A 17,595-nucleotide genomic window follows, 5' to 3' on the forward strand; every position below is an offset into this window, starting at 1 on the left:
AAGTATCACTATATAGGATGATTAAAATCTTCATATACAATACAAAAGAGCGGGTTTCCCCACTCTCGTCTTTGCCTTATCTTAGTAATTCTTATGAAAATATACCATACTTGCTCTTTTTATGCAAATTAGAATAACGATAGCTGGTTTTGATCAGGTAGTGCTTCTAAGCATCCTTGGCTATCCAGGTATTCGATAATAGTTTTTGAAACCTTCCCACGTTTTTGAAGGTCTTCTTTAGAAAGAAATTCTCCTTCTGCTCGAGCATTAACAATATTGAAGGCAGCATTCGTACCAAGACCAGGGATGGAATTGAATGGTGGCAGCAAGGAATTGCCCTCAATAATGAATTCAGATGCACTAGATTTGTACAAATCAACCTTCTTGAATGAAAACCCTCTTTCACACATTTCCAAGGCTAGCTCTAAAACAGTCAATGTATTCTTCTCTTTTGGAGAGGCATCTAAGCCCTTGGCATTTATCTCATCTATTTTTGCACGAATTGCCTGTGAACCACGAGCCATAGCCTCAATATCAAAATCTTCAGCACGGACTGTGAAGTATGCCGCATAGTACAGAAGTGGTAAATGAACTTTAAAATATGCAATTCTAACTGCCATTAAGACATACGCAGCAGCATGGGCCTTCGGGAACATATACTTGATTTTCTTACAAGAGTCTATATACCATTCGGGAACATCATTTTTTCTCATCTCAGCTTCAAATTCATCGGAAAGCCCCTTCCCTTTACGGACTGATTCCATGATTTTAAATGCAAGAGAAGGTTCAAGTCCCTGGTAGATTAAATAAACCATAATATCGTCACGGCAACCAATTACTTCACTTAATGTACAAATGGAATTGTGAATTAGCTCTTGGGCATTGCCTAACCAAACGTCCGTACCATGTGAAAGACCGGAAATTTGGACTAATTCAGAAAAAGTCGTTGGCTTCGTATCTTCCAACATTTGACGAACGAATCTTGTCCCAAATTCTGGAATACCTAATGTTCCCGTCTTACACATGATTTGCTCTTCTGATACACCTAAAGATTCAGTACCACTAAAAATCTTCATGACTTCAGGATCATCTGTTGGGATGGTTTTAGGGTCGATTCCACTTAAATCTTGAAGCATCCTAATGACTGTTGGATCATCATGACCTAAAATATCTAGCTTTAACAAATTGTCATGAATGGAATGGAAGTCGAAATGTGTTGTTTTCCATTCTGAAGTTTGTGAATCAGCTGGAAATTGAATCGGTGTGAAATCATAAACTTCCATATAGTCAGGAACTACGATAATGCCGCCTGGATGCTGCCCAGTCGTTCTTTTCACTCCTACACACCCCGAGGATAATCGATCTACCTCAGCACCTCGTAAATGTAGATTATTTTCTTGAGCATACCCTTTTACATACCCATACGCCGTTTTATCTGCCACAGTACCAATCGTTCCCGCTCTGTATACATTATCTTCTCCGAACAGGACCTTTGTATAATTATGTGCATGAGGTTGATATTCACCTGAGAAGTTCAAGTCGATATCAGGTACTTTATCGCCTTTAAAACCAAGGAACGTTTCGAAAGGAATATCATGACCATCCTTTTTAAATTGTTCCCCGCATAGCGGACATTCTTTATTCGGCAAGTCAAATCCAGAACCTACTGATCCATCATTAAAGAATTCAGAATGTTTACAGCTTGGACATACATAATGAGGAGGTAATGGGTTGACCTCTGTAATCTCTGTCATAGTCGCAACAAAGGATGAACCAACAGAACCACGCGAACCCACTAGATATCCATCGTTCAACGATTTTTTAACAAGTTTATGTGAAATGAGATAAATAACTGCGAAACCATGACCTATGATGCTTTTCAGCTCTTTTTCAAGCCTAGCTTCAACAATTTCTGGGAGCTGCTCGCCATATATACTTCGAGCCATGCTATAGCTCATTTCCCTCATTTCCTCGTCTGCCCCTTCGATTTTAGGGGTATACAGGTCATCCTTAATTGGTTTAATTACCTCAATCATATCGGCAATTTTATTCGTATTCGTCACTACAATTTCTTTCGCATCTTCTTCGTTTAGGAATGAGAATTCCTTCAGCATTTCATCAGTCGTACGGAAATGGACATCAGGGAGCTTATGTCTGTTAAGTGGATTTGCACCACCTTGAGAATTGATTAAAATTTTACGATAGATTTTGTCGTTCGGATTCAAGTAATGTACATTCCCTGTAGCAACAACAGGTTTATTTAATTTTTTTCCAAGTTTAACTATGTTTGAAATGATACCTTCCAAAGACTTTTCATCTCTAATATATTCCATTTCAATTAAATGTGAGTAAACTGGCTTAGGATGTACTTCAAAATAATCATAGAAATCCGCAATATCCTCTACTTCTTCAATTGCTTTTTGCATCATTCCTTCAAATACTTCACCCTTGTCACAAGCAGAACCAACTAAAATACCTTCTCGGTGCTGTTGGAGGACAGATCTAGGAATTCTTGGTACACGGAAGAAATAATGCAAATGAGAAATTGATACAAGTTTAAAAAGGTTTTTCAATCCAACTTCATTTTGTGCGAGAAGAATAGCATGGTATGGACGTGAACGTTTAAAAGCATTTCCTTCACCCATATGCTCATTAAATTGATCGTGATATACAATTCCTTTTTCCAACGCATCCTTTAACATTTTGATCATAAGGTAACCGGTAGCTTCTGCATCATAAATGGCGCGGTGATGCTGGGTTAATTCAATATCGAATTTCTTTGCAAGCGTGTTGAGCCTATGATTTTTCATGTCAGGATAAAGGAAACGACCCAACTCAAGTGTATCAATAACAGGATTTGTAGCTTTGCCAAAACCAAGCTTTCGATACCCTACGTTTAGGAAGCCCATATCAAAGCTAGCATTATGTGCTACTAAAACAGAATCCCCTGTCCATTCTTTGAATTTAGTCAGTACTTCTGAGACTTCAGGGGCGTCCCTAACCATATCATCCGTAATCCCAGTTAAATCTATTGTGGTAGCAGAGAGTGGGTGATGTGGATTTGCGAAGGATTCAAATCTATCCACGATTTCCCCGCCTTTTATCTTTACTGCCGCAAGCTCGATAATAGTATCGTAAACAGCAGACAAGCCTGTTGTTTCCACATCAAAAACTACAAATGTATCATCTTCTAATAGTCGATGAACTGGATTGTAAGCGATTGGTACGCCATCATCAACTAAGTTGACTTCAACACCATAAAGAATTTTAATATCATTTTTCTTCCCAGCTCCGAAAGCTTCTGGGAAAGATTGAACAACTGCATGATCTGTTATAGCTATTGCTTTATGTCCCCACTTTTTTGCTTGGGACACTAAGCTACTTACCGAACTCACAGCATCCATCTGGCTCATTGGACTATGAAGATGCAATTCTACACGCTTTTCTCCATCTGGGGCTAAATCTTTTCTTCCTGGAGCTTTAATCTCATTGATATCACTGGCAATCATGACAAGATCACGTACGAATGTATCATTCTGGATGCTACCTTGAACCCGAAGCCACATTCCCTTTTTGACACGTGCGAGACTTGAAGCATCCTCTTTGTCACGAGAAAACATCTTTACAAGCAATGAACTTGTATAGTCTGTAATTTTAAACGTTAATAGAGTTCTACCACTACGTAGTTCCTTCGTTTCAGCATCAAAAACATACCCCTCGATGGCAACACGACGTTCTTCGTCCATGATTTCTTCCATTCTTCTAAAATCCGCATCGTCTTTAATCGTATAACCAATTTTAAGCGGACCTGTATCTTCGGGCTCTTCCTTTGTTTCCGAATCTTTTTTCATCATATCTAATAAGGCTGCCATGCCTTTTTCTTTATCTTCCTTTTCTTTTTCAGCTAAGAATTGTTCATATCCATCTTGATTGACTGTAACCTCAGCTTCCAATACTAAAGGAGGAAAACCATAGTTTTGATAGATATTTGAAAGTAAAGCAGAGTATTTTTTCTTTAATTGTCCTACTTCAGCTTCATTCCTTGCTTGGACAATCATTTTATGCCCAATCACCTTGGGCTGCTGTTCATTCAATAGAGATATTAATGCGGGAGATCCGCCGTCTAGCTCGCTTAAGCAACTGCTCCAATAATCCTTGATTTGATCTTCTGTAATATGCTGATTTTTCACATTTATAGTATAGGAAATATTAGCAATGTGAGAGAAAGTTTTCATTAATTGACTAGAAAATCTAGTATGGACACTGCATGGCAGTATATTTTCGAAATTAAATTGAAAATGCCACTTTCTCGCTTGTCTTTCTATATAAAGTTTTTCAATTTCAGCGTTTTGAAAGTAAGTGACAATTGCATCTTCTGTCAATTGGAGCTGCTGAAGAAGCATAGTAAACCTCTCTCGACGTTTATTCGATAGTTCCTGCATCTTCTCCCTCCTTCATTTTTAACAGTTTCTATCTTTTATCAGACGTTATTATACCATACACTTTTAAAAGCTATGTCTGAAAAAAACTTTACACAAAGCAAATTATAGCTAGCAAAAGGGTACCGGTATGCACGGTACCCTTTTGCTATTAAACCGTTAATAGGCTTTTTATGTTTTGCAATAATTCATCTTTATGGACTTCGAACGATTCACCAGTTTCACGAAGTTTAACCTCAACAATACCTTCAGAAGCTTTTTTACCTACAGTGACACGGATTGGTAACCCAATTAGATCAGAATCTGCAAATTTGACACCTGCACGTTCAGGACGGTCGTCAATCAGCACTTCAAAACCATCTTGTTTTAGAGTGGAATATAATTCTTCACCAAGATTAACTTGAGCCTCGTCCTTCACATTGACAGGGATTAAGTGAATTTGGAATGGAGAAATCGCAGCTGGCCATTTCAGTCCATTTTCATCATTATACTGTTCTGCCACCGCAGCAAGTGTTCTTGAAACTCCAATTCCATAGCAGCCCATAATCATAGGCTGAGTTCTACCATTTTCATCAAGGAATGTTGCATTCATCGCTTCGCTGTAACGAGTACCTAATTTGAATACATGTCCAACTTCAATCCCTTTAGCGAATAAAATGGTCCCATGTCCATCAGGTGATGGGTCTCCTTCTTTAATGAAACGTAAATCTGAATATTGGGAAACAGAGAAGTCTCTTCCTGGGTTAACATTCTTATAATGGTATCCAGCTTCGTTCGCTCCGCAAACACCGTTAACTACAGCTTCAACAGCATGGTCTGCAATCACTTTTACTTTCCCAGCATTAATTGGACCTAAAAACCCTATTTCACAACCTAATACTTGTTTCGTCTCTTCAGCAGTTGCGAGTTCGACAACAGATGCTTCTAGTAAGTTCTTTACTTTAATATCATTAACTTCATGGTCTCCACGAACAAGAATCAGCACATACTCATCGTCTACCTTAAATAGCATTGATTTAATGCATTCTTCATCTTTTATAGATAAAAATGAAGAAACATCTTCAATAGATTTTTGATCAGGAGTATGGACTTTTTCCAGTTCCATAGGGTTTTCTTCTGATTTACTATATTTTACTTCCACCGGTGCCATTTCGATATTCGCAGCATAGCTAGAAGTATCAGAATATGCAATAGTATCTTCACCGATTTCAGATAGAACCATAAACTCATGTGTATCCTTTCCACCCATTGCTCCAGAATCCGCGATTACAGCGCGAAAATTCAACCCGCAACGACTGAAAACATTTGAATAAGCATTAAATAAGCTTTCATATACCTCATCAAGACTCTCAGACTTTGAATGGAACGAATAAGCATCTTTCATTACAAATTCTCTTCCTCTTAACAGTCCAAATCGAGGGCGTTTTTCATCACGGAATTTGGTCTGAATTTGATACAAAGTTAGTGGTAATTTCTTATAAGATTTTACTTCGTCTCTCACTAGGCTCGTGATAACCTCTTCATGTGTAGCACCTAGAGCAAATTCACGATTATGACGATCGTTTAATCTCATTAATTCAGGTCCATATGTATACCATCTCCCGGACTCCTGCCAAAGTTCTGCTTGTTGAAGGGCAGGCATAAACAGCTCAACAGCTCCAGCTGCATCCATCTCTTCACGAACAATACTTTCAATTTTATTCATAACTTTCTTACCTAAAGGTAAAAAGCTATATACACCACTGGAAGTCTGACGAATGAAACCAGCTCTTAATAAAAGCTGATGGCTTTTAACCTCTGCATCAGCAGGAACTTCTCTTAGTGTTGGGATAAACATCATTGACTGCTTCATTATGTAGCACCTCATCTAACTATTTAATTCAGGCTTAAAATCATATTTATTAGTTTATAGGAATTGAAACAAAAAAGGAAGGATAGAAAAGTGAATTATCGCACTTTCCTACCTTCCCTTTAATTTAAGTTGCCTTTCTATAAAAAGAAACGTTGGATATCATTCCAAGTTACTACAAGCATTAATAGCATTAGTAGGGCGAATCCAATAAAATGGACCATTCCTTCCTTTTGACGGTCTACCGGTTTGCCTCTTACTGCTTCAACCGCGAAGAACATCAATCTTCCACCATCAAGAGCGGGAATAGGAAGTAAATTCATTATTCCTAAATTGATACTAAGGACAGCAGCCCATTTCATTAAGTAGAAGAACCCAGACTTTGCAACTTCCTCTGTGGATACGTAAATCCCTACTGGCCCTGAAAGCATATCAATAGAAAATTGACCTGTAATCAATTGACCAAGCATAACAATGATCTGTTTTGTCCAGAAATAGGTTTCCGTAACACCGTGAGTCAATACTTTTACTGGGGATTTCTCTACAGGAGGATAAACTCCAATAACACCTATTTGTTTACCTTCACGCTCGATTTCTTTTGGAATCACAGGGATATCAAGTGTTTCTCCATCCCTTTCAACGACAAACGAAATTTCTTCACCAGGATGCTTTTGAATGGACTGTTGAACATCCATCCAGGAAGAAACTTCTTCACCTTCGATTGATTGTACAACATCCCCTTTTTTCAATCCTGAAGAAAGTGCGGCTCCATCTGTGGTCAATTCACCTAAACGCGGTTCATCTACCACAACACCTTGAAAAGCAGCAATGATCATAAATAGGACGATAGCCAATAAAAAGTTCATCATAGGACCGGCAAAAATCGCCATTGTTCTTTGTCCTAAGGTCTTTGAAGCAAACTGGCGATGGTAAGGTGCGATTTGAGTACTAACGCCATCTTCAATAGTAACGGCATGTTCATCAATTCTAAAGGTTTGAAGTACTTCATCGTTGCCATCTTCATATCCTTTAATGAATAATTCACGCTCCATATCCGCATTCTCTACTTCAATAACCTTGCAGTCAGGATAGCGATCTTTATTATTTAAAATAATTTTATCAACTAGCCCTGCACTATTAAATTGAAGACCGACTCTATACCCTGGTTTCAATTCAACAGTTTCCGGATCTTCTCCTGCCATTCTTACAAAACCGCCTATTGGCAATAAACGAATTGTATAGACTGTTTCATTTTTCTTAAATGCCAATACTTTAGGTCCAAAGCCTATGGCGAATTCTCTACATAAAATACCTGCTCGTTTGGCAAAAACCAAATGGCCTAACTCGTGGAAAAAGACCAATGCGCCAAAAATAATTACGAAAGAAATTACTGTTTGCAAAGTTTGCACTTATCCAACCACCTTTATTTTACAAAAGATTGGGTAATACTTCTTGCCTCTTTATCCACTTCAAGAATGGTTTCTAAATCAGGTTGAAAAATGGTCTGATGAGATTCCATTGTTCTTTCAATCAATTCTTCTATTTCCAAGAATAAGATTTTCCCATTCAAAAAGTGCTCAACAGCCACTTCATTAGCTGCATTTAGGACTGTTGGTAACGTACCACCCGTTTTCCCCGCTTCATAAGCATAACGTAAACATGGGTATCGTTCAAAGTTCATGCTATTAAAATGAAGTTTAGCAATTTCTGACAAATCCAAACGTTTTGCTTCATGCGGTATCCTGTCTGGATATGACAAAGCATACTGAATTGGTACTCTCATATCAGGTGTACCTAATTGAGCCATTACACTTGAATCATGGAATTGTACCATAGAATGAATGATGCTTTCTTTATGTAATAGTACCTGTATTTTTTCATAAGGAATATTAAATAACCAATGCGCTTCAATCACTTCTAAGCCTTTATTCATCATAGTCGCTGAATCAATCGTTATTTTTGCCCCCATTGACCAATTAGGATGATTTAATGCTTGCTCTACGGTTACATCCTTTAGTTCCTCTCTCGTACGATCGCGGAAACTTCCACCAGAAGCGGTAATAATTAATGATTCTATATTCTTAGAGTTTTCTCCTTGCAAAGCTTGAAAAATCGCAGAATGCTCACTATCAACTGGCAATAATTTCACACCATGCTTATTAGCAGCTTCCATTACTAAGTGGCCAGCTGTCACTAAAGTTTCTTTATTAGCAAGAGCAATATCTTTTTTTGCTTCAATTGCCTTCAATGTGGGGTATAATCCCACACTACCGATTACAGCATTTACAAGTATGTCGCTGTCAGCAAAAACAGCTACTTCTACCAATCCATCCATACCATGGACAAACTTAGTCGGCAGATGTCCAAACTCAGTTTTTAATAATTCACAGTCATCTTTTGTTTGCACTGAAACTAACTCTGGCTTTAGGTCAAGTACCCACTGCTTGGCCAAATCTAAATTACGTCCCACTGCAAAAGCGGTAATTTTAAAGTGCTGTGGATGCTGCTTCACGACATCAACAGTCTGTCTGCCAATAGAACCCGTTGCACCTAATAAACTAATTTTCTTCAAACTTTTCATCTCCTACACCAAAGACAACACAAGTGCTTATCTTACTTATATTCGAGATTCGTCCACCACATCACATGAATATCATAAATATTATAATAAATGTAAGACGTGTAAAATTGGTAACACGAAAATAAGGCTATCTAATCGATCTAAAATCCCACCATGACCTGGCAGGAGGTTTCCTGAATCCTTTACACCGTAGTGGCGTTTGAAAGCAGATTGTACCAAATCTCCCATTTGACCAAAGATAGAAATAAGAGTAGCCATTATTAATAATTGGAATAATGTTGTATCAATATGTGATAGGAAAGCGAATAAAATAGCTACAATCCAAGCACAAATGATACCACCAATGGAACCTTCGATGGTCTTATTCGGACTAATTTCAGGCCAGAGCTTTCTTTTTCCCATTGATCGCCCAACAAAATAGGCTCCAGAATCAGTAGCCCAAATCGTGAACAATGCAAAGAATATATATATTAATCCTGTTTCTCTAGTAGTAAAAAAGTAATAGAAGCCAAATCCTACGTACAATATTGATATAATCGAAAAACCAACGTCATCAAAAGTGAATGTATTTTTCGATAGAACTGAGTAGGACAATAGTAAAATAACACCAATTAATACAAAATCAGATTTAGAATATCCATAAGATGTAAACCATTCCATTGCTGACGGTGGTAATAAGATTGACCACAATACTAAAAATGATACAGTAGTAGGAAATGAAGCCATTTTAAGCTTTTTCATTTTTATTAGTTCATACAAACCAATCGATGCCAGTAATAACACTAACATCAGAAATGGCCAATTCCCATAAACTACAATCGGTAAGAATACAGCAGCAGCAAGGACTCCTGTAATAATTCTTTGTTTCATATTAAATTATTTCCTCGCCTTCAGTTTTTAGGCAGTTTGTGTGGATTATACATAGAAACTATTTGAGTCCACCATACCTTCTAGATCTTTGCTGATAAGTGCGAATTGCATCGAGTAAATGTTCTTCATTAAAGTCTGGCCATAAAACATCCGTAAACCAAAATTCTGTGTATGCTAACTGCCATAGCATGAAATTACTTAATCGAATTTCTCCACTTGTTCTAATTAATAAATCTGGATCGGAAAGATGCTTCGTCATTAAATAGTCAGAAAAGACTTCTTCAGTAATTTCTTCTTTATTCAGTATACCATTATTTACATCTGCCAAAACCTTATGCACAGCATGAATCATTTCGGCACGACTACCATAATTCAATGCAAAATTCAGTACTAAGCCAGTGTTATCTCTAGTATCTATTTGTGCCTTTTCAAGAGCACGTTTTGTATGACTTGGCAGAAGATCTTTATCTCCCATCATTTCAACCTTTACATTTTCTTTTACTAATTCAGGAAGGAAGGTTCCTAAAAATTCCTCAGGAAGCTTCATTAGATAATCAACTTCTGTTTTAGGGCGCTTCCAATTTTCCGTTGAAAAAGCGTAAAGAGTAAGTGTTTTAACACCTAACTCACTTGCCTTTTTCGTAATTTTTCTAACTACCTTCATTCCCTCATGATGACCAGCTATTCTTGGCAGAGACCTTTTGCTCGCCCATCGCCCATTACCATCCATAATAATGGCAATATGAGCAGGAATATGTTCCATCTGAATATCATCAATATTAGTCTCTGAAGAGTCTTTTTTATTCGATAAACTTCTCCAAAGTTTTTTCATATGTAAGTCCCCCATTACGTACCTGCTTATGTTCTTTAATAAAAATCTTATATAATAAAATTAACCTTTTTATTGCTTTATAGCAATATACTTACATCATTTGTGGGAACGAATGGGATATTTTATGTGATTTTATCTTTTGCATCAAATTAAAAGAAAAGGCCCCTTATTATGGGACCAATATAAAAGAATATGAAGTTTACAGTTATTTAGCCTGATTATACTTCCATAATTTCTTTTTCTTTATCTTTTGCAACACCATCAACTTTAACAATATAGCTGTCAGTTAATTTTTGGATTTCTTCAGAATAGCCACGTAAGTCATCTTCTGTGATTTCGCCATTTTTCTCCAGCTTTTTCAAATCGTCATTTCCATCGCGTCGAATGTTACGTATTGCAACTTTTGCTTCCTCAGCTTCTTTTTTCACTTGTTTTGCTAATTCCTTACGACGTTCTTCTGTTAATGCAGGGATGGCAATACGGATGATAGATCCATCATTTGAAGGATTTAAACCTAAATCTGATTTTAAGATTGCTTTTTCAATATCACCCAAAACAGATTTGTCATAAGGTTGAATCACTAATAGTCTAGCTTCTGGAACCGATATTCCAGCCATTTGATTAACAGGTGTAGGAGCACCATAATAATCAATTGTAATTTTATCTAATAATGCAGCGCTTGCTCTTCCAGCACGGATGCTTGCTAGTTCTCTCGTAAGTGCTTGAACCGATTTTTCCATTTTATCTTTTGTTGCAGCTACTACTTGCTTCGGCATTTTATTTCCCCCTTACAATTGTTCCAATTGTTTCGCCCATTACAGCACGCTTAATGTTGCCTTTTTCCATGATTGAGAAAACGATTAACGGAATGTCGTTATCCATACAAAGTGAAGATGCTGTAGAATCCATAACTTCTAATCCCTCTTTTAATACATCTAGATAAGAGAGTTGGTCATATTTTACGGCATTTTCATCTTTCTTAGGATCGGCATTATAAACTCCATCAACATTATTCTTTGCCATGAGGATAACTTCTGCTTCAATTTCAGCAGCACGTAATGCTGCAGTTGTATCAGTTGAAAAATATGGATTTCCTGTACCAGCAGCAAAAATGACAACACGTTTCTTTTCAAGATGTCTGATAGCACGTCTACGAATATACGGCTCAGCAACTTGTCTCATCTCGATAGAAGTTTGGACCCTTGTTTCAATACCTAAATGTTCTAAACTATCTTGCAGAGCTAAGGAGTTCATAATCGTTGCTAACATTCCCATGTAATCAGCAGTTGCACGATCCATACCCATTTCACTGCCAATTTTCCCACGCCAGATGTTACCGCCACCAACTACTACTGCAACTTCTACATCTAATTCCGCGATTTCCTTTACTTGTTCAGCAATGGATTTAATTACAGAAGGGTTGATGCCAAAACCTTCAGCCCCTGCTAATGCTTCTCCACTTAGCTTCAATACCACTCTTTTATATTTTGCACTGCTCATTAGAACCTCCAGATATGTAAGACATTGTATCATTTCAAATATTAAAGGAAAACCGTTCTAATTCTAAAAAATAGGGAACACAATGTGTCCCCTATAGTTTATTGTAGTGGTTTTACAATCAATTAGTCTTTCTTAACTTGGCTCATTACTTCTTCAGCAAAGTTATCTTGACGTTTTTCAATTCCTTCGCCTACTTCGTAACGAACGAACTCTCTGATTGTTCCGCCTTTAGATTGAATGAATTGACCAACTTTTTGATCTGGGTTCTTAACGAATGATTGATCAACAACACAAATATCTTCGAAGAATTTGTTGATGCGGCCTTCAACCATTTTTGATACGATTGCTTCTGGCTTACCTTCGTTTAATGCTTGTTGAGTCAATACTTCACGCTCTCTCTCGATCTCAGCTTGCGTTACTTGGTCACGAGAAACATAAAGAGGTTTTAATGCAGCGATATGCATTGAAACATCCTTAGCAGCAGCCTCGTCAGTAGAACCTTCAACAACTGTTAATACAGCGATACGGCCTCCCATGTGTAGGTAACCGCCGAATGAGTCAGCGTCCGTTTTAGTTTTAATTTCGAATCTACGAAGAGATAATTTTTCTCCGATTTTTGCAATTGCAGCGTTAATGTGATCTGCAACAGTAACCCCATTGCTCATAGTTTGAGTTAGAGCATCTTCAACGTTTGCAGGTTTGTTGCTTAGTAAGTGTTCAGCAAGTTCTTTAACAAGTACTTGGAAACCTTCGTTACGAGCAACGAAATCTGTTTCTGAGTTCACTTCAAGGATTACAGCTTCATTTCCTTCAGTTAGGATATAAGTTGTACCTTCAGCAGCAATACGATCGCCTTTTTTAGCAGCTTTAGCGATACCTTTTTCACGAAGGTAATCGATTGCTTTCTCCATATCACCGTTCGTTTCAGTAAGTGCTTTTTTACAATCCATCATTCCAGCACCAGTTTTTTCACGTAGTTCTTTAACCATTTGAGCAGAAATTGCCATTAGGGTTGTCCTCCTTTAGGTATATGTACACTTATTAAAGTCTACTAGTTCATTTTCTAAAAGTTCCTTTTTCATTTTGCCAAAAAAGGAAGATAATTATCAACTATTTTATTCTCAAAAAAAGGTGATAAAAGGCCTTATCCTCTTATCACCTTTTCATAATTAATAATTAATAAAAATGCACGACTCTGTCAACTTTGCTACAAAGCCTAATCTTTATTAAGCAGTAGTTGTTTCAGTCACTTCTTCGCCTTGCTTCACTTCAATAATAGCATCAGCCATTTTTGCAGTTAGAAGCTTAACAGCGCGGATTGCATCATCATTTGCAGGAATTACATAATCGATTTCATCTGGATCACAGTTAGTATCAACGATACCAACAAGAGGGATGTTCAATTTGTGTGCTTCTGCAACAGCGATACGCTCTTTGCGTGGGTCGATGATGAAGATTGCATCAGGAAGACCCTTCATGTCTTTAATTCCGCCTAAGAATTTCTCTAAGCGCTCATGCTCTTTTTTAAGTTGGATAACTTCTTTCTTAGGAAGTACTTCGAATGTACCGTTTTCTTCCATTTTCTCAATCTCTTTAAGACGTGAAATACGCTTTTGGATTGTTTCGAAGTTAGTTAAAGTTCCACCCAACCAACGTTGGTTTACATAGTATTGACCAGAACGGATTGCTTCTTCTTTAACTGAATCTTGAGCTTGCTTTTTAGTACCAACGAAAAGGATTGTTCCACCGTTAGCAGCTACTTCTTTAACGAAGTTGTAAGCTTCTTCAACCTTTTTAACAGTTTTTTGAAGGTCGATGATATAAATACCGTTACGCTCTGTGAAGATATACTTCTTCATTTTTGGGTTCCAACGGCGAGTTTGGTGTCCGAAATGTACACCAGCTTCAAGCAATTGTTTCATTGAAATTACTGACATGTTTTGTTCCTCCTAGGTTTTTAATTTCCTCCGTCCCGATCATCTCCGGTCAGAAACTGTAATCAGCACCTACTGACCAAATCCTTGGACGTGTGTAATAACACCATGTAGTAATATAGCATAACAAAAATGGATATACAAGAGTTTTTATGAATTAACTCTTAAATTTTAATAATAATTCAATTTCAGTTTTACCTTTGTTTAATTTTTTTGCAATTTGTTCAAGACTCAATCCTTTTTCTAAAAGCTCATCGATTTGTTCTTGGATCGTTGAGTCCTTTTTTACATTATGCTTAGATAACTGTTGTTTGAAGGTATCCTTGAACTGAGATTCTGGCTTTTGATTTGAAGAATGAGGGGGAATGGTTATTTCAACTTTATCTTTTTGCGTGAAAATCTTTTCAGAAAAATCCATTACATCATCATCAAGTTCTTGCAAGGTACTTTGCTTATAACTATTTAAGACTAAATTCGGATTCTGATTTAATGAAATTGAACTTTTTTCATCTAAATGTGAAACTTTAGAGACAATTCCATTAGATATCTCTAAGGATGGATGAAGTGGATTTGAAGAAACTGGAGCTACCTTCATTTCAGTTGCTTTTTGAACCTGTGACATAAATTTTTCGTTATCATCCTTCATTTCAAGTAAGAAAGATTGTAAAATATCCTCTAACTCTTCAATTATCTTTCCTTGCTTACTTTCAGCTTGAACTAATCGGTTCTGCCTTTGATACAAAATAATTATGGCAAATATAGAAACTAGATTCAGAAGTATACTAATTGTGACTAGAAAAATCATGTTCAAACCTCTATCCTAAAAAATCAATACTATTTCCTTTTGTCGGATGCTTTTCATTTGATGTTGTTTTCTTCTTTGTTTTTCTCTTATTTTGGTAAGAGTCATTGTTTCTTGACTCTCCATCTCTTTTTAAATGGGTATTATTTGTAGGTTCTTTTTTAACGACCGCATTTCCCTTCCATTCTGTTTGATTTTGAAATTCTAGTGCCGCTTCGTCGTTAGCTAATTGACCTCTCTGTTGCAATTGTTGTTGGATTTTCCCTGCATCAAACGTCCTTGGAAGAGCTATTTGCAATTCTATGGCTTTAAGGGTCAAGAAAAGCACTCCTTTATCTTATAGCTAATGGCAAAATAGCAATTCTTTTTCTAATTGTTCTTTAGTTCCTACGCTATTGCCCTTATAGCAATGGTCCCTTTGGATGAAAATCTACTTGAACTTCAAAAAATTATAAAGGAATTGTACTGATTTCACCTTGTAGAAACTTAACCTTACTATTTGAACACTTATAATTTGTTAACTTCGAATATTTCCCAAAATGTATTTCTGTATTAGGATACATGGTACCTAAAACGGTTAATGACGCATCCATTTCTACAGACATAATGGCACGAAGTTGTTGTTCTTCTTCAGTTAAAGTTGATAGATCACTTTCCAATTTTCTCTGAGTCAATTTCTGCTTTTCTAGTAGTAAGCTTTCTTTTTGAGATAGCATTCCTTGTTGTTTCTCTATTAAATGAAGTTTTGATTTTAGCAAATTTAATTTATCTAAAGAACTTTTTAGGGAGAGTATACTCTTTTCAATTTCATTTATCTTACTAACCACCTGGTGCGGTTGGCCAATCCACACTTCTGTTTTAATATAATGGATACTTCCAATATCACGCACTTCAACTCCAGCAACAGAAGAAATTCTCCCACCTATCACTTGTCCATGTAATGCGATAATTCTTTCACCAGCCTCAATATTACTATGTAAAATGGAACCATCAACTGTTACCGTTTTACCGGCTACACAATTTGCTTGATTCAAATATTGACTATGAATATCTATACCAGCTCTTACGTAACCTTTGTGACCAGCGGTAATCCCACCGGACACAAGGATAGATCCGCCCGCTTCTAGTTCAGCCCCTTCAACTAGGCCAAAAATCTTTATGTCTCCACCAGCTTTTATTCTGAATCCGTTGGGAACGTTCCCTTTTACCACTACATTGCCAATAAAATCAATGTTTCCTGTTTTCATGTCTAGATCACCTGGTACTTCATAAACTGGAAAGACATTGACAGAATTCGTCATAAAACTGATTTGTCCATCAATAGTGGAGTAAACATTCCCCATATTGAAGATGATATTCTTTCCGGGCTTTAAACTAAAAGGCTTGCCATCTTTTGCTTTAACAGGATTACCATTCACATCTTTTCCGACAATACCTGGGGTTGGTGGAATAACTGAGGCAATTAGCTGTCCGCTTTTTACTGAAGGTATATTTAGAATGTCTTTAAAATTTACTAGCTTTGAAGCTTGGTGTTTATTGTTTGAGTTTGCAGATAACCGATTTATCAAATAACCGTCGTGACCATTTAAAGGTGGATGACCTTTAGCAATAATGAACGGAAAATGTACAGTATCGATTTCATAACATAGCCTATTTACAGCATTTTGATCTATACCAAACACTACATTTTTATCTGAGAGCCATTGAACTAGTTGGTCCGGAGAAAAAGAAGAAGTTGGAAAAGATTCTTGTTTAATGTCAATAGATACTTCCATCCTGTCATTTTTTATTAACAGGGAAAATAGACTATCCATCATCTTCCTCAACCTTTCCACTTTTACAAATGTTTTTTCATGATGTTCTTAATTTTATAGAGAGCCTTTGAATGAATTTGAGAAATCCTAGAGGTTGACAAATTTAGAACTTGTCCGATTTCAGTTAAGGTTAGCTCTTCTTTATAAAATAATTGTAATACCATCTGTTCGTTATTATTCAAAGTTGAAATAACCTTAGCCAATTCATTGTACAATTCGTTCTTGACCATTGATTCTTCAGGCAATATAGCCTTTTCATCTTTAATATGAAAACTAGCTCCTTCTTTCTCATCCAAATCTTGTGGATTATCATCTATCGATAAAACACTGGAAAAGAAACTTTCATTCATAGTCGAAATTACATCTGACTCAGTTAAATCTGTCGCGTTAGCAATTTCCTCAACTGTCACATTTCTCATAAATTTATGTTCTAACAATTCAATGGCAGCTTCTATTTTCTTAGCTTTTTCTCTAGTACTTCTTGGTAACCAATCTTCCTTCCGCAACCCATCAATGATTGCTCCCCTAATTCTAAATGAGGCGTATGTATCAAATTTTAAATCTCTATTTGGATCAAATCGTTCTAAAGCATCAAACAAGCCCATCAAACCTAGGCTTCTCAGTTCGTCTCGACTCACATTTTTAGGTAGATTGACCGAAATCCTTTGAACATGATAAGAGACTAGTGGCATATATCTCTTGACTAAAATGTCTCCTGCTTGAGGATCTCTGCAGTCAATCCACTTATTCCATTGTAACTGCTCTTCTCCATTAACCAGTTGAGACATTATTTTTCCTCCTAACAATTCCAAAACCAAATATATTTCTACAAAATTATTATATCAAATCAGTATTCTGAATAATATAAATGGTTGGATAAGATGTTACAATTTTTCATATTACAACGAAAATAAGTATTAAGCCCTAAGTACAAAATACCTAGATAAATTCAGGATAAAAAATAGTCAGCTTAG

Annotated in this window: 14 protein-coding genes; all 14 read right to left on the reverse strand. The window is 36.6% G+C overall.

Annotated elements, in window-relative coordinates; all coding sequences use genetic code 11:
• Positions 1 to 128: 128 nt before the first annotated feature.
• The 14 genes from DBX25_RS04840 to DBX25_RS04905 all read right to left on the reverse strand — a co-directional run bounded on the left by DBX25_RS04840 (position 129) and on the right by DBX25_RS04905 (position 17,409).
• Entirely contained in the window at positions 129 to 4,442 is a 4,314-nt protein-coding gene (locus DBX25_RS04840; protein ID WP_108669657.1) for a PolC-type DNA polymerase III, read from the reverse strand.
• Between the two features lie 148 nt (positions 4,443 to 4,590).
• Positions 4,591 to 6,291 carry a proline--tRNA ligase gene (locus DBX25_RS04845; protein WP_108669658.1) on the reverse strand — a complete coding sequence of 567 codons (1,701 nt, stop codon included), beginning with the start codon at positions 6,289 to 6,291 and terminating at the stop codon, positions 4,591 to 4,593.
• Between the two features lie 137 nt (positions 6,292 to 6,428).
• Complete coding sequence (rseP, locus tag DBX25_RS04850; RefSeq protein ID WP_108669883.1) at positions 6,429 to 7,688, reverse strand: RIP metalloprotease RseP; 1,260 nt, start codon at positions 7,686 to 7,688, stop codon at positions 6,429 to 6,431.
• 23 nt (positions 7,689 to 7,711) lie between these two features.
• On the reverse strand, positions 7,712 to 8,860 hold the full coding sequence (locus tag DBX25_RS04855) for a 1-deoxy-D-xylulose-5-phosphate reductoisomerase (RefSeq protein WP_108669659.1): 1,149 nt from the start codon (positions 8,858 to 8,860) through the stop codon (positions 7,712 to 7,714).
• 90 nt (positions 8,861 to 8,950) lie between these two features.
• Positions 8,951 to 9,739, reverse strand: a complete 789-nt coding sequence (locus tag DBX25_RS04860) for a phosphatidate cytidylyltransferase (RefSeq protein WP_108669660.1) — start codon at positions 9,737 to 9,739, stop codon at positions 8,951 to 8,953.
• A 58-nt stretch (positions 9,740 to 9,797) separates the two neighbouring features.
• Positions 9,798 to 10,571 (reverse strand): isoprenyl transferase, encoded by a 774-nt coding sequence (locus DBX25_RS04865; RefSeq protein WP_108669661.1) that lies wholly within the window; start codon positions 10,569 to 10,571, stop codon positions 9,798 to 9,800.
• Between the two features lie 218 nt (positions 10,572 to 10,789).
• Positions 10,790 to 11,347: a ribosome recycling factor gene (gene frr, locus DBX25_RS04870; protein ID WP_108669662.1), complete on the reverse strand. Its 558-nt coding sequence runs from the start codon at positions 11,345 to 11,347 to the stop codon at positions 10,790 to 10,792.
• A 1-nt stretch (position 11,348) separates the two neighbouring features.
• Positions 11,349 to 12,071: a UMP kinase gene (pyrH, locus tag DBX25_RS04875; protein ID WP_108669663.1), complete on the reverse strand. Its 723-nt coding sequence runs from the start codon at positions 12,069 to 12,071 to the stop codon at positions 11,349 to 11,351.
• A gap of 122 nt (positions 12,072 to 12,193) precedes the next feature.
• Positions 12,194 to 13,078 carry a translation elongation factor Ts gene (gene tsf / locus DBX25_RS04880; protein ID WP_108669664.1) on the reverse strand — a complete coding sequence of 295 codons (885 nt, stop codon included), beginning with the start codon at positions 13,076 to 13,078 and terminating at the stop codon, positions 12,194 to 12,196.
• 219 nt (positions 13,079 to 13,297) lie between these two features.
• Positions 13,298 to 14,008, reverse strand: a complete 711-nt coding sequence (gene rpsB, locus DBX25_RS04885; protein WP_108669665.1) for a 30S ribosomal protein S2 — start codon at positions 14,006 to 14,008, stop codon at positions 13,298 to 13,300.
• A gap of 154 nt (positions 14,009 to 14,162) precedes the next feature.
• Positions 14,163 to 14,810 carry a hypothetical protein gene (locus DBX25_RS04890; protein ID WP_108669666.1) on the reverse strand — a complete coding sequence of 216 codons (648 nt, stop codon included), beginning with the start codon at positions 14,808 to 14,810 and terminating at the stop codon, positions 14,163 to 14,165.
• A gap of 10 nt (positions 14,811 to 14,820) precedes the next feature.
• Positions 14,821 to 15,126 carry a hypothetical protein gene (locus DBX25_RS04895; protein ID WP_108669667.1) on the reverse strand — a complete coding sequence of 102 codons (306 nt, stop codon included), beginning with the start codon at positions 15,124 to 15,126 and terminating at the stop codon, positions 14,821 to 14,823.
• Between the two features lie 130 nt (positions 15,127 to 15,256).
• On the reverse strand, positions 15,257 to 16,624 hold the full coding sequence (locus DBX25_RS04900; protein ID WP_108669668.1) for a DUF342 domain-containing protein: 1,368 nt from the start codon (positions 16,622 to 16,624) through the stop codon (positions 15,257 to 15,259).
• A 20-nt stretch (positions 16,625 to 16,644) separates the two neighbouring features.
• Positions 16,645 to 17,409: a FliA/WhiG family RNA polymerase sigma factor gene (locus tag DBX25_RS04905; protein WP_108669669.1), complete on the reverse strand. Its 765-nt coding sequence runs from the start codon at positions 17,407 to 17,409 to the stop codon at positions 16,645 to 16,647.
• Positions 17,410 to 17,595 lie beyond the last annotated feature (186 nt).

Origin of the sequence: Peribacillus acanthi, assembly GCF_003073175.1 — a bacterium.
GTDB lineage: Bacteria > Bacillota > Bacilli > Bacillales > DSM-1321 > Bacillus_BN > Bacillus_BN acanthi.

Excerpts from the sequence above, each read along its gene's own strand:
- DBX25_RS04900 (WP_108669668.1), bottom strand. The coding sequence starts at position 16,624 with ATGATGGATAGTCTATTTTCCCTGTTAATAAAAAATGACAGGATGGAA.
- DBX25_RS04890 (WP_108669666.1), bottom strand. The coding sequence starts at position 14,810 with ATGATTTTTCTAGTCACAATTAGTATACTTCTGAATCTAGTTTCTATA.
- DBX25_RS04905 (WP_108669669.1), bottom strand. The coding sequence starts at position 17,409 with ATGTCTCAACTGGTTAATGGAGAAGAGCAGTTACAATGGAATAAGTGG.
- DBX25_RS04865 (WP_108669661.1), bottom strand. The coding sequence starts at position 10,571 with ATGAAAAAACTTTGGAGAAGTTTATCGAATAAAAAAGACTCTTCAGAG.
- pyrH (WP_108669663.1), bottom strand. The coding sequence starts at position 12,071 with ATGAGCAGTGCAAAATATAAAAGAGTGGTATTGAAGCTAAGTGGAGAA.
- tsf (WP_108669664.1), bottom strand. The coding sequence starts at position 13,078 with ATGGCAATTTCTGCTCAAATGGTTAAAGAACTACGTGAAAAAACTGGT.
- DBX25_RS04860 (WP_108669660.1), bottom strand. The coding sequence starts at position 9,739 with ATGAAACAAAGAATTATTACAGGAGTCCTTGCTGCTGCTGTATTCTTA.
- frr (WP_108669662.1), bottom strand. The coding sequence starts at position 11,347 with ATGCCGAAGCAAGTAGTAGCTGCAACAAAAGATAAAATGGAAAAATCG.
- rpsB (WP_108669665.1), bottom strand. The coding sequence starts at position 14,008 with ATGTCAGTAATTTCAATGAAACAATTGCTTGAAGCTGGTGTACATTTC.
- DBX25_RS04845 (WP_108669658.1), bottom strand. The coding sequence starts at position 6,291 with ATGAAGCAGTCAATGATGTTTATCCCAACACTAAGAGAAGTTCCTGCT.
- DBX25_RS04840 (WP_108669657.1), bottom strand. The coding sequence starts at position 4,442 with ATGCAGGAACTATCGAATAAACGTCGAGAGAGGTTTACTATGCTTCTT.